This is a genomic window from Burkholderia sp. 10_S31 (genome assembly GCF_056930375.1).
The window spans coordinates 2,243,075-2,256,273 of sequence record NZ_JBXOWK010000001.1 but is presented as its reverse complement, the minus strand read 5'-3'; the positions used below and the strand labels follow the sequence as shown (position 1 = coordinate 2,256,273).

10 protein-coding genes are annotated in these 13,199 nt (G+C 69.0%); 5 read left to right on the top strand and 5 right to left on the bottom strand.

Translation table 11 applies throughout. The annotated features are described in order from the left end of the window. Positions 1–28: 28 nt before the first annotated feature. Positions 29–874 carry a class II aldolase/adducin family protein gene (locus tag AC1Z3W_RS10120; protein WP_057929799.1) on the bottom strand — a complete coding sequence of 282 codons (846 nt, stop codon included), beginning with the start codon at positions 872–874 and terminating at the stop codon, positions 29–31. A 21-nt stretch (positions 875–895) separates the two neighbouring features. Beyond that, the gene (locus AC1Z3W_RS10115; protein ID WP_483507533.1) at positions 896–1,981 is read right to left on the bottom strand and encodes an LLM class flavin-dependent oxidoreductase; all 1,086 of its coding nucleotides are present in this window, start codon (positions 1,979–1,981) and stop codon (positions 896–898) included. 445 nt (positions 1,982–2,426) lie between these two features. Between AC1Z3W_RS10115 and AC1Z3W_RS10110 the strand changes: the two genes are divergently transcribed. Beyond that, positions 2,427–3,842, top strand: a complete 1,416-nt coding sequence (locus AC1Z3W_RS10110; RefSeq protein ID WP_483507532.1) for an acyl-CoA dehydrogenase family protein — start codon at positions 2,427–2,429, stop codon at positions 3,840–3,842. Between the two features lie 61 nt (positions 3,843–3,903). Here the strand turns inward: AC1Z3W_RS10110 and AC1Z3W_RS10105 are convergent, their stop codons facing one another. Beyond that, the gene (locus AC1Z3W_RS10105; RefSeq protein WP_057929802.1) at positions 3,904–4,827 is read right to left on the bottom strand and encodes a LysR family transcriptional regulator; all 924 of its coding nucleotides are present in this window, start codon (positions 4,825–4,827) and stop codon (positions 3,904–3,906) included. A 74-nt stretch (positions 4,828–4,901) separates the two neighbouring features. Between AC1Z3W_RS10105 and AC1Z3W_RS10100 the strand changes: the two genes are divergently transcribed. Both AC1Z3W_RS10100 and AC1Z3W_RS10095 read left to right on the top strand, forming a co-directional pair. Further along, entirely contained in the window at positions 4,902–5,468 is a 567-nt protein-coding gene (locus AC1Z3W_RS10100; protein ID WP_057929803.1) for a cysteine dioxygenase family protein, read from the top strand. 126 nt (positions 5,469–5,594) lie between these two features. Continuing rightward, positions 5,595–7,220, top strand: coding sequence for a rhodanese-related sulfurtransferase (locus AC1Z3W_RS10095; RefSeq protein WP_483507531.1), 1,626 nt, complete (start codon positions 5,595–5,597; stop codon positions 7,218–7,220). Positions 7,221–7,305: 85 nt separating this feature from the next. Here AC1Z3W_RS10095 and AC1Z3W_RS10090 read toward each other — a convergent pair whose 3' ends face one another. Next, positions 7,306–8,451: a glycerophosphodiester phosphodiesterase gene (locus AC1Z3W_RS10090; RefSeq protein WP_057929805.1), complete on the bottom strand. Its 1,146-nt coding sequence runs from the start codon at positions 8,449–8,451 to the stop codon at positions 7,306–7,308. 371 nt (positions 8,452–8,822) lie between these two features. Between AC1Z3W_RS10090 and AC1Z3W_RS10085 the strand changes: the two genes are divergently transcribed. Together AC1Z3W_RS10085 and AC1Z3W_RS10080 are read left to right on the top strand one after the other, a co-directional pair. Then, the gene (locus AC1Z3W_RS10085; RefSeq protein WP_124834176.1) at positions 8,823–9,872 is read left to right on the top strand and encodes a phytoene/squalene synthase family protein; all 1,050 of its coding nucleotides are present in this window, start codon (positions 8,823–8,825) and stop codon (positions 9,870–9,872) included. A gap of 486 nt (positions 9,873–10,358) precedes the next feature. Then, positions 10,359–11,558: a porin gene (locus AC1Z3W_RS10080; protein ID WP_057929807.1), complete on the top strand. Its 1,200-nt coding sequence runs from the start codon at positions 10,359–10,361 to the stop codon at positions 11,556–11,558. 153 nt (positions 11,559–11,711) lie between these two features. Here the strand turns inward: AC1Z3W_RS10080 and AC1Z3W_RS10075 are convergent, their stop codons facing one another. Then, a complete protein-coding gene (locus AC1Z3W_RS10075; RefSeq protein ID WP_124834175.1) occupies positions 11,712–13,199 on the bottom strand; it encodes an efflux transporter outer membrane subunit in 1,488 nt (495 codons plus the stop codon).

Genomic DNA, 13,199 nt, shown 5'->3' with positions numbered 1-13,199 from the left:
CTCCGGTTCCGGTCGTGCGGAAGGGCGCTCAGTCGAGCAGGTCGGGTTCGTCGGCGACGACGCGCGCGAACAGGCTGTCGAACGCATGCAATGCGCCCTCGGGGCCGCCAATCTGGCCGTGCGTGTGCTGCGCGGTCGCGTGATCGATCGGTTGCGGCGTGCCGGCCGCTTCGGCCAGCAATTGCGTGTGCGCCGCATTGTCGAGTGCGATGTACCACCACGCGGCGGCCTCGACCGTCGGGCCGGCCGTCAGGATTCCGTGGTTCTTCAGGATCACGCCCTTGTGCGTGGTGCCGTCGGGCTTTGCGAGCGCATGCGCGATTCGCGCGCCTTCGCTCGTATCGACGACCATGCCCGTGAAGTCGTCGAACAGCGCGTGGTCCTCGTAGAACACGCACGCGTCCTGCGTCAGCGGATCGAGCGGGCGGCCGAGCGTCGACCATGCCTTGCCGTAGGTCGAATGCGTATGCGCGGCCGCGACGATGTGCGGATGCGCATCGTGAATCGCCGCATGGATCGCGAACGCGGCCTTGTTCAGCGGCCGGTCGCCGATCGCGGTTTCGCCGCGCGCGTTGACGAGCAGCAGGTCCGACACCCTGATCCGCGAGAAATGCACGCCGAGCGGATTCACCCAGAAGTGGTCGGGCAGTTCCGGATCGCGCGCGGTGATGTGGCCGGCGAGGCCCGATGCGAAGCCAAAGCGCGCGAACAGGCGGAACGCGGCCGCGAGCCGCTCCTGCCGGTGGCGGCGCTCGGCGGCGACGTCGACGCGCGGCGCGGGCGGATCGAACCAGAAATGCTGGCGCGGCGTATCGGCGAGTACGAGACCCGACGCGGTGCGCGCGGGCAAGGACGAGGACAGGACGGCGGACATGATCGGCGGCTCCCCTTCGCGTCAGGCGGCACGGCGCGCCGCGTCGCGTGCCGCGACGGTGCTGCGTACGCGCGGAATCAGTTCACGGCCATAGTCGATCGCGTCTTCCAGCGGATCGAAACCGCGAATCAGGAACGTCGTCACGCCGAGGTCGTAGTAGTCGAGCAGCGCGTCGGCGACCTGTTCGGGCGTGCCGACCAGCGCGGTCGAATTCGAGCGCGCGCCGGTGAGTTTCGCGATCTCGGTCCACAGCCGCTTGTCGACGCGCGAGCCGCGTTCGGCCGCGGCAAGCAGGCGCCGCGCGCCTTCGCTCTGCTGCGGGCCGCCGGTGCCGAGGCCGGCCGCTTCCCGCAGCCGGCGCGTTTCGTCGAGGATCCGGTGTGCGCGCGCCCACGCTTCGTCCTCGGTCGCCGCGAGGATCGGCCGGAACGACACGGAGAAGCGCACCTGCCGTCCGTGCTGCGCAGCTTCGGCGCGCACGCGCGTCGTCAGGTCGCGGACCTGGTCGAGCGATTCGCCCCACAGCGCATAGACGTCCGCGTGCTTGCCGGCGACTTCCAGCGCCGCTTCCGATGCGCCGCCGAAGTAGATCGGCACGTGCGGCCGCTGGAACGGCTTCACTTCCGAAAAGCCCTGCTTGAAGCGGTAGTGCGCGCCGTCGTGGTCGAACGGCTGCGTTTCGGTCCAGATGCGTCGCAGGATGCCGAGGTATTCGTCGGTGCGTGCATAGCGCGCGTCGTGATCGAGGAAATCGCCGTCGCGCTGCTGCTCGCTGTCCGAGCCGCCGGAGATGAAGTGCACGGCGAGCCGGCCGCGGCTGAACTGGTCGAGCGTCGCGATTTGCCGAGCGGCGAGCGTCGGCGCGGTGAATCCCGGGCGATGCGCGAGCATGAAATGGATGCGTTCGGTCGCGGCCGCTGCGAACGCGATCGTCAGCGTCGCCGACGGGCCGGTCGAGTGGTGCGGGACGAGGATCCGGTCGAAGCCGGCCGTTTCGTGGGCACGTGCGAAGTCGCGCACGTAGTCGGGGTCGACGACGGGGCCGGCAGGCGGATGGATTTCCGACTGCTTCTGGCTCTGGATCATGCCGATGAATTCGACGCTCATCTGGGTCTCCGATGCAAGGACGGCCCGACACGGCTAGCGACGGCCGGCAGGGGCGGGGATGGAGCGCAGATTACCGTCGGGATCATGCGGAATGGAAATAATCAATCCCGATTTGAATATCAGATTTGCATGGTTTGGGTGCGTGTGCGTTGCGCATACGCTGTGGGCTCGAGATCGGATCGAAAGGGCGCCGCCCGAGTGTTCGCGGGGCTTGTGCGCGTGACAGGAACCGGATCGGCATGCGATTCGCGGCCGATTCGAATGCGGATGCATGCACGACACATGCTCACGATCATGTCCGCGAATCTACGGCCGGCCGCTGCCGGCTTCACCAGCCGCTGCCGGCTTCACCAGCCGCCGCGCCAGTTGCCGATCGATCTCCGCTGTTACCGCTATTACGTTACCCAGACACCCAGCTACCCAGTCACCGAGGGAATCCGTACCGATGTCCGCCAGCCTTGCCGCTTCCTCGCCGCTGCCGCCGCAGTCGTCGCTGCGTCACCTGCCTGCCGACGACGCACGCGTTGCCGCGCTGCTCGAGCGTCTCGCGCCCGAACTCGCCGCCGACGCGGCGCGCAACGATGTCGACGGCCGCTTTCCGCACGAGAACTTCGCGCGCCTGCATCGCGCCGGGCTGATCGCGCAGGTCGTGCCGCGCGAGCATGGCGGCGCGGGTGCGACGCTCGCGCAGGCGAGCCGCATCGTGGCCGCGGTCGCGCGCGCCGATCCCGCAACCGCGCTGGTGCTGACGATGACGTATCTGCAGCATCGCGCGCTCGGCCGAGCGGACAACCGCTGGCCCGCGCGTCTGCGGCGTGCGGTGTTCGACAGTGCGGTCGACGAAGGCGCGCTGATCAATGCGCTGCGCGTCGAGCCGGCGCTCGGGTCGCCGTCGCGCGGCGGCCTGCCCGAAACGGTTGCACGTCGCGACGGCGACGGCTGGCGGTTGTCAGGTCACAAGCTGTACAGCACCGGCATCCCGGCGCTGCGCTGGCTGGCCGTGTGGGCCCGCACCGACGAGCGCGAGCCGCGTGTCGGCGTGTTCCTCGTGCGGCGCGAGCGCGACGCGGAGGACGATGCGCGCATTCGCGTGATCGAAAGCTGGAATCACCTGGGCCTGCGTGCATCGGGCAGCCACGAGGTCGTGTTCGACGACGTGCGGCTGCCCGCCGATCATGCGGTGGACGTGCGCGCGCCCGATGCGTGGGCCGTGTCGGCCGCGAGTCATGCGGATGTCGACGCGCAGGCCGACCAGCAGGCCTGGATGGTCGCGCTGCTCGGCAGTCTCTACGATGCGGTGGCGCGCGCGTCGCGCGACTGGCTGCTCGATTTTGCGACGACGCGCGCGCCGAGCGGGCTCGGTGCGCCGCTCGCGACGCTGCCGCGCGTGCAGGAGGCCGTCGGCGAGATCGAAGGGTGGCTGCACACGAACCGCGTGCTGCTCGACGCGCACATCGCGCGCACCGATGCGAACGATGCGCCGGCGGTGACGACGAGCGGCCTCGTCAAGCGGGCCGTGACGGAACAGGCGATCCGCACGGTCGAGCACGCGTTGAAGCTGTCGGGCAATCACGGACTGAGCCGCCATAATCCGCTCGAACGTCACTATCGCGACGTGCTGTGCAGCCGCGTGCATACGCCGCAGGACGATGCGATCGCGGTGGCGGCCGGACGCGCGGCGCTCGAGGCTGCGGCGCGAAACGCAACGATGAACATGGACGCTGGGAGAACGTCACGCGACGCGCCCGCGCGAACCGCAACCGCAACCGCAACCGCAACCGCAACCGCAACCGCAACCGCGAACGCGGAGACGGCCCGGACGTCGCACGATGCGCCGGCACCCGATCGAAACGATGCGTGAGCCGAGCGGTGTGGCGGTCAGTGCAAACGGGGCGACACCGTGGAGGCGTCGTCGATCGCGGTCAAGCGGCCTCGTCGTGCTCGCCGGCATCAGCCGGCAGCGCGAATGCCGTGCGCGCATGCGCGGCCACGGCCGCGAGCGGCGCCGCAAAGCGCGCGGCATCCTGCCGGTGCAGCAGCCACAGATCGATCTGCGGCTTGAAATCGGCGAGCGGCACGATGTCGAGCGCATCGCGCAGCGGGCTGCCTTCGAGCAGCGGCTTCGGCATCAGCCCGATGCCGAAGCCGTTCGCGACGCTCTGCAATTGCAGGTCGCGGCCATGAGTGTCGAGCGTGACCGGCATCGGCAGCCCCTGCGCGTCGAGCGCGCGGCGCAGGCCCGCGCGAAACCCGCAGCCGTCGGGATTGAGCACCCAGCCGCGCGCGTGGCAGTCGGCGAGGCGGTAGCTGCGGCGCGGCCAGTCGCCCTTGCGGCCGACCGCGACGAGCCGCGTGGCCAGCAGCCTTTCGCCGTCGACCTGCGGCGGCAGCACCATCTCACGGGCCAGAAACACCAGTGCCGCATCGAGCTCGCGGCGCGCGATGCGCTCGACGAGCATGCCGCCCCAGGCGGTCGTGACCTGCGTGGCGAGCGCAGGCCACTGCGCGGCGAGCTGCGCGATCAGGCCGGGCAGCATCAGCTCGCCGAGGCCTTGCGTGAGGCCCACGCGGAATTCGCCGGCGGGCGGCCGCTGGCCGGCCGTCAGCTCGCGCAACGCATCGACTTCGCGCAGGATCGCGCGGCACTGCTCGAATACCTGCCTGCCGATGTCGGTCGGGCGCGGCGGCTTCGTGTTGCGGTCGAGCAGCGTGACGCCGAGCGCTTCCTCGAGATTCTGCACGCGCCGCGTGATCGCGGGCTGCGTCATCCCGAGCTCGGTCGCGGCCTGGCTCAGCGTCTGGCAGCGGACGACCGCTGCAAAAGCGTCGATATCGCTAATTTTCATGTTTGTTCTGCATGGTATTTCGGGTGCATCATGACGATCCATCATATTCGGCATCATATTCGAGGAGACAGCCGATGAGTACGCTTTCGTTGCAGCAGACGCCGCTGCGTCCGTTCGTCGACGGGCTGGGCGCACTGCTCGCGTCCGGCGCGAACGAGGCGCGCATCCTCGACGAGGGCGGCGCGCTGCTCGCTGCCCTCGTCGCGCACGACGACTGGCTGCCCGACGCGTTCGCGCAGCCCGATCCCGAGCGCTACCGCCAGTACCTGCTGCATCTCGATCCCGACGAGCGGTTTTCCGTCGTCAGCTTCGTGTGGGGGCCCGGCCAGACGACGCCGATCCACAACCACACGGTGTGGGGGCTGATCGGGATGCTGCGCGGCGGCGAGCTTTCGCAGCCGTACCGGTTCGATGAAACCGGCAAGCCGGTGCCGGCCGGCGACGCGGTGCGGCTGCGGCCTGGCGAGGTCGAGGCCGTGTCGCCGCGCATCGGCGACGTCCATCGCGTGACCAACGCATTCGCGGACCAGGTGTCGATCAGCATCCACGTATACGGCGCGAACATCGGCAAGGTCGAACGCGCGGTGTTCCAGGACGACGGCACCGTAAAGCCGTTCGTGTCCGGCTATTCGAACGCGTGACCGAATGCCCGTTGCCGCATGCCGTCGATACGGCCCATTGAGGGCGTACGCCGGCACGCGCGAGATTCATCCGTTTCCCGTTTGCATCGTTCTTCACCGACTTCAACCGAATCCGACAGAGACATCGTGACGCAATCCGCCGATTCCACTTCCCGTTTCCCCGTCGCGTCGTACCAGGACGTACGCGCGCGCCTGCTGGCCCGCGATGAACTCGCGCTGATCGACGTGCGCGAGGAGGATCCGTACGCGCAGGGCCATCCGCTGTGGGCCGCCAACTTTCCGCTGTCGAAACTCGAACTCGACGCGTGGACGCGCATTCCGCGCCGCGATACGCCGATCGTCGTATTCGGCGAAGCCGGCGGCGAGGATCTCGCGCCGCGTGCGGCCGCGAAGCTCGCGCAACTCGGCTATACCGACGTGCGGCTGCTCGACGGCGGTCTCGCGGGCTGGCTCGCCGCGGGCGGCGAACTGTTCATCGACGTGAACGTGCCGAGCAAGTCGTTCGGCGAATGGGTCGAGGCCGAGCGCCATACGCCGTCGCTGTCCGCGCAGGAAGTGCAGGCGCTGATCGATGCGAAGGCCGACGTCGTGATCGTCGACGCGCGCCGCTTCGACGAATACCAGACGATGAACATCCCGACGTCGACGAGCGTGCCGGGCGCGGAACTCGTGCTGCGCGTGCGCGCGCTCGCGCCGAATCCGGCCACGCAGGTGGTGGTGAATTGCGCGGGCCGCACGCGCAGCATCATCGGCACGCAGTCGCTGATCAACGCGGGCCTGCCGAACCCGGTCGCCGCGCTGCGCAACGGTACGATCGGCTGGACGCTCGCCGGCCAGACGCTCGAGCGCGGCGCCGCGCGACGCTTTCCCGACGACGTCGATACCACGCAGCGCGAGGAAGCGCGCCGTGCCGCGCGCGCGGTGGCCGAGCGTGCCGGCGTGCCGCGCATTGCGCTCGTGGGCGTCGCCGCGCTCGACGAGCCGGGCCGTACGCTGTATCGCTTCGACGTGCGCACGCCGGAGGAATACGAGGCCGGCCATCTGCCGGGCTTCCTGAGCACGCCGGGCGGGCAGCTCGTGCAGGAGACCGACCATCACGCGGCCGTGCGCGGCGCGCGGATCGTGCTCGCCGACGACGACGGCGTGCGTGCGGACATGACCGCGTCGTGGCTCGCGCAGATGGGATGGGACGTGCGCGTGATCGAGCCGGCCGGCACGGCGGCGTTCGTCGAGCGCGGCCAGCCGCCGCGCGACGTGCCGGTGCCGCCGCAGGTGACCGAGGTGTCGCCCGCGACGCTCGCGGGCTGCCTGAAGGAGGCGGCTGCGGGCGAGATCGCGATCGTCGACGTGACGACCAGCGCGAACTTCGTGAAGCGCCATATCCCCGGCGCGTGGTTCGTCGTGCGTGCGCAGTTGCGCGATGCGCTCGCCGCGATCCCGCCGGCGAAGCGCTACGTATTCACGTGCGGATCGAGCCTGCTCGCGCGATTCGCGGCGGACGACGCGCGTGCGTTGCTGCCGGCTTCCGCTGCAATCTCGGTGCTGACCGGCGGCACGGCCGCGTGGATCGACGCGGGGCTGCCGCTCGAGCACGGCGAGACGCATCTGGCGTCGCCGCGTGTCGACCGCTACCGGCGCCCGTACGAAGGCACCGACAACGCGGCCGCCGCGATGCAGGCGTATCTCGACTGGGAATACGGGCTGGTCGACCAGTTGAAGCGCGACGGCACGCATCACTTCCGCGTGATCTGACCACGGCGCGGCAACCCCCGGGCGCGGCGCGATGCGCGCCGCGCCCGGGGGTTGCGTGTTCAGCGGCTCGTCGTGTTCAGCGGATTCAGCGCTTGAACGTATCGACGGCTGTACGGCCGACGGCCGGATCGTCGGTGAAGAAGCCGTCGATGCCTGCGCGCAGGTACGCCTGGATCTCGCGCACCGAGCCTGCGGTGTTGCGCGTGGCCGGCGTGCCGCCGTCCTTCAGCGACGCGGGCAGGAAGTTGTTTTCCGGGCGGAACGTGTACGGATGCACGACGAGGCCGGCTTCGTGCGCGTAGCGCACGTACGGCGTCGGCTGCTGCAGCGTGCCGTCCGCGGCGACCGCGATGATCGACGTCTTGTACGGGCCGACGCCGTTCGCATAGGACGCGATCTCGCGCATCCCGTCGCGCGTCGACAGGTCGCCATAGGTGCGCTTGTCGTTCGCCTTCACGAAGTCGTACGGACGCTGGCCGGCTTCGTCCATCAACTGCACGAGCTTCCAGTTCGGCTGGCTCGACTTGATCCGGTTGCGGATCGCCCTCAGGTTCGCGACCTCGAACGACTGGATGTAGACGGTCGCCGTGCGCGCCGTGTACGGATCCTTCAGCAGCGCGTCGACGAGACGGTCCTCCAGCGGCAGGTCGATCGACTGGAAGTAGGTCGGGTGCTTGGTTTCCGGATACAGGTGGATCGTGCGGCCGGTCTGCGCGGACATCTGCTTCGCGAGCGCGACGATCTCGTCGAAGGTCGGAATCTCGAACTGATCGTTGTACGTGGTGTTCGCCGGGCGGACTTGCGCAATGCGCTCGCGGGCGCGCAGCGTCTTCAGCTCGGCGAGCGTGAAGTCCTCGGTGAACCAGCCGGTCAACTGCGCGCCGTCGATCGTCTTGGTCGCCTTGCGGCTCGCGAACTGCGGCAGCGTCGACACGTTCGTCGTGCCCGAAATCTCGTTTTCGTGGCGCGCGACGAGAACCCCGTCGCGGGTCGCGACGAGATCGGGCTCGATCACGTCCGCGCCGTCCTCGATCGCCTTGCGGTATGACGCGAGCGTGTGCTCGGGGCGCAGCGCGCTCGCGCCGCGATGGCCGACCACCTGGACCTTCGCGGAGATCGGCTGCGTGGGATCGGATGCCGACACCTCATCGCCGCCGCAGGCGGCAAGCAGGAGGGCGGCGGCACAGGCGAACGGGATGCAGCGCTGGGCGGTCGGGCGCGTGAGGAGCATGTCGATGAACCTTCGAAACGGAAGTCGATGAAAGGGCGGTCGATCCGGCCGCGCCGTGTGTCGTGCCGGGCCGCGCGGGATCGAATGGGACGCGATCGTCGCACCGGATCATTACATATGTATTACTTCGGCCTTTCTGTTTTGTTGTGGGGTCGAGCGCGCGGGATGGTGGAAAGCGCGGCGGTGCGCGCGGTGCGATCCGGCCGTCTCCGCGAGCCGGCGCGCCGGATGCACTAAACTTGCGGGACTTTTGCATCGCCGCGCCGGGCCGACATCCGCCCGCGCACGACGATGCGGCGACTCGCGGGCCGGCGCGGGCGCCCGGCGCCCGTGGGTGTCCGGGGCCCGCGCCGGCCGATTTTTACCGACCCATGACGACTCGAACCGATCCCGCCTACCTGCTCGGCGACCTGCTGAAGAACGTTTCCCGCTCCTTCTACCTGACGCTGCGCGTGCTGCCCGACGGCATGCGCGACCCGGTCGGCCTGGCCTACCTGCTCGCGCGCGCGGCCGACACGATCGCCGACACGGCGCTCGTCGCGCCCGATCGCCGCGCGGCGCTGCTGACCGACCTGCGCGACGAGATCGAGCGGCTCGGCGATGGCGTGATGCTGTCGCGCTCGCTCGAGGACGTGACGCGGATGCAGACGGATTCGCACGAGCACGTGCTGCTCGGCTCGATGCAGCCGATGCTCGCGTTGCTGCGCGCGCAGCCGGACGCGGACCGCGCATCGATCCGCAAGGTCGTCGCGACGCTGACGTCGGGGATGGAATTCGATCTGCGCACGTTCCCCGACGAGCAGTCGGGGCAGGTCGCGTCGCTGCCGAACCGCGACAGGCTCGATCGCTACACGTACCTGGTCGCCGGCTGCGTCGGCGAATTCTGGACCGACATGACCGGCGCGCACACGCGGGCCGCGCGCGGCTGGGACCTGGCGGACATGCGCGAGAAGGGCATCCGGTTCGGCAAGGCGCTGCAGATGACCAACATCCTGCGCGACTGCGCGAAGGACCTGCGGATCGGCCGCTGCTACCTGCCGGACGACGTGCTGGCCGCGCACCGGGTGGGCGTTGCCGACCTGATGTCACCCGACGCGTCGGCGCGTGCGCGCGGCGTGCTGGTCGACCTGTTGCGCGTGACGCTCGCGCAGTATCGCGACGCGTGCCTCTATACGCTGGCGATTCCGCGCCGCTTCGTGCGGCTGCGGCTCGCCTGCCTGTGGCCGATCATGATCGGCCTGGAAACGCTCGAACTGCTGGCCGGCCACGCTGCGTGGCTCGATCCGGCGAGGCCGGCGAAGGTGCCGCGCAAGCGGATCTACCGGATCATGGCGTCGTCGCTCACGCTGGTCGGTTCGAACGCGGCGATCCGTGCGCGGATGAACACGCTCGTCGATGCCGTGAACGCGCGGATCGCCTGACCCGCGTCGCATCGCATGTCGCCGGCGCGATGCGCCGGCATCCTCCTTCGACCCGCGCTCGCCGGGCCGCTCCCATCCGTTCTCCCGCGCACGGGCTGAAACGTTTTCAAATTTCGCTTCCCGAAATGTGGCTGTCATGAACGTCAGCGATCCTGCGCGGCGGCGTGGATCGCGGCGTCGGCCGCGGTCGTGCATTTGTAAGAACAACGTTGCCGAAGGCGTCTGACAACATCGGACGGTCGTGTTGCACCAGTAAAAATGTAAAGCTAGGGTTTTCACCGGGAAATGCCGGAGAGCCCCACCGCGTAAGCGTTTTCAGGTGTTATGTAACCATTTGGTGAACCCGTGCGTTGCGTCGATCATACGATGACCGACTGTGCGTATTGGGAAACGATTGGTAATCCGTCAGAATCGCACCGGCATGTACTCGCACATGTGCATAAAACCACACCAGAAAAGAAATCATTCTTTGAGGACGGAGAATCAATGAAAAAGCGCGTCGCTTTCGCCATGACGGCAGTGGGTCTCGCAGCCGCTACCGCAGCCCACGCCCAGAGCAGCGTGACCCTGTACGGTATCGTCGATAACGCTATCGCTTACCAGAACAACGCAGCGCCGTCGACCGGCGCGACGAGCGGCGGCCACTCGAAAGTGTCGATGGGCACCGGCATTTGGGCCGGCAGCCGTTTCGGCCTGAAGGGCAGCGAGGACCTCGGCGGCGGCACGAAGGCGATCTTCCAGTTGGAAGCCGGCTTCAACGCGAACAACGGCGCATCGCAATGGGCGGGCGGCATCTTCACCCGCCAGGCATGGGTCGGCATGACGAACCCGATCTACGGTACGCTGACGGCAGGCCGCCAGTACACCGCGTACTACACGCTGCTGTCGCCGTACAGCCCGACGACGTGGCTGACGGGCGCATACGGCGCGCACCCGGGTGATATCGACTCGCTGGATACGAGCTACCGCGCGAACAACTCGCTGGTCTACATGTCGCCGAAGTTCTACGGCTTCACGGTCGGCGGTTCGTACTCGTTCGGCGGCGTCGCAGGCAGCGTGAACCGCGGCTCGACGTGGAGCGCGGCGATCCAGTACCTGAACGGCCCGGCAGGCGTCGCGGTCGGCTTCCAGAAGGTCAACAACTCGACGCTCGGCGGCGGCGTGTGGGGCGACAACTCGACGGTCACGAGCGGCGGCCAGCCGGCCGTGTCGGCGATCAACAGCGGCTACCAGACGGCGCAAACGCAGCAGCGCCTCGGTGTGACGGCCGGCTACCAGTTCACGCCGGCATGGGACGTGTCCGTGTCGTACACGAACGTCCAGTACGTGCCGGGCGTCGGTTCGGCGTTCCGCAACACGGCGATCTTCAACACGGCAGGCGCCGTGCTGCACTGGAAGGCAGCGCCGCAGTGGGACTTCGCGGCAGGCTATGCATACACGGCGGCAACGCAGTCGAACGGCATCTCGAGCGCGGCCAAGTACCACCAGGTCACGCTGTCGCAGTACTACAGCCTGTCGAAGCGCACGGGCCTGTACGCACTCGAGGCTTACCAGCACGCGACCGGCAACACGCTGAACAAGGCTGGCGGCATCCAGGCAGCGACGACCCAGATCGGCGACGGCGTGGCAGCAGGTTCGAACCAGAACCAGGTTGCAGTCGGCGTCGGCATGATCCACCGCTTCTGATGTCGCGCGGCGCGCAAGCGCCGCTCACGGCATGCGGTATGAAGAAACCGGCCTTCGGGCCGGTTTTTTTCGTGGGTTCGCGCGGAGCACGTCGCGCGGGCGCGCTTCTCCATCACGCGGGTTTGACGAAGCATGCCCGAGCCATCGTGCCGATCAGTGGTGCGAATCGTCCGCCCAGTTTCCCGCCAGCGCCTGGAACAGCGCCGCCGTATCGGCAAGCCGGTCGGCTTGCGCGCGGGTACGGTCGAGCGCGGTCTGCAGGGCCTGTCGCTGCGTGTCGAGCAGGTTGAACAGGCTGATTCCGCCTGTCGCATAACGGTCGCCGGCAATGGCGTTGCTTGCCGCTGCCTGTTGCGCGGCGGTGTCTCTCGCCTGCAGTTCGGCGGCATCGTGTTCGACCGCGCGCATCGCGTCGGCAACCTGCTGAAGCGCCAGCAGCACGGTTTCCCGATAGCTTGCGAACGCGGCGGCGTACGCCGCTTCGGCCGCGCGTTTCCTCGCGCGCAGCTCGCCGCCGTGAAAGAGCGGCTGCGTCAGGCCCAGGCCGACGTTCCACACATTGAGCCCGCTGACGATATCCGCGATGCGCGTGCGCTCCGACCCGATCCCCGCCGAAATCGAAAAACGCGGATACAGGTTCGCGGTGGCCACGCCGACGTTCGCGCTCGCTTGATGCAGCACGGCCTCCGCCGCGCGGATGTCTGGCCGTTCGCGCGCAAGCGTCGACGGCAGCGCGACCGGCAGCGTGCGAGGCAGCGCGAGTGCATCGAGCGCGAGCTCGGGCAGTGCATCGCCGGACGGCGGCGCGCCCAGCAGGATCGCGAGCCGGTGGCCGGCCTGCGCGTAGCGAGCCGCGAGCGGCGGCAAGGAGGCCTGCGTCTGCGCGAGCAGCGCGCGCTGCGCATGCACGTCGGCACGCGACACGCCACCCGCCGCGAAGCGCGCTTCGACGATGCGCAACTGCCGCGCCTGTGCGTCGACGAGCTGCCGGGTGAGCTGGACTTGCTGCGCGAGCGACGCGCGCAGTATCGCGGTCGCGACGACGTTGCCCGCGAGCGTCAGGCGCGCGGCGTCGAGCGTGTACGCCTGATAGTCGACCTGGGCGCGCAGCGCTTCGAGCGCGCGCCGGTTGCCGCCGAACACGTCGAGTGCGTACGACACGCTCACCGACGCGTCATACAGCGTGAACGGCCCGGGATTCGGCACGTTGGCGGGCAGCCCGAACGCGGCGATGTCGACCTGCTCGCGCGTGGCGGAGAGGTTCGCGTCGACGCGCGGCAACATCGTCGCGCCGGCTTGCGCCGCATGGTTCTGGCGCGCTTCGTCGAGCCGCGCGCGGGCCTCGGCGAGCGTCGGGCTGTTGTGCCATGCGGTATCGACGAGACGGTCCAGCGGTTCGGAGCCGAACTGCGTCCACCAGCGTTGCAGCGTGTGCGCGGACGACGCGAACGTCTGCGCGTCGCCCGCCGGGCCGCCGGCGGCCGCCGTGGTAGCGGGTGCGGCGTCGCGCGTGTACTGCTGCGTGGCCGGCGGATCGGGCGCGCGGAAGTCCGGCCCGACCGCACACCCGGCGAGCAGCGCAACGGCGGCCAGCGCGCTGCAGCGGGCAGCGTGGGAGGGGCGACGCGAAGCGGGTTTCAT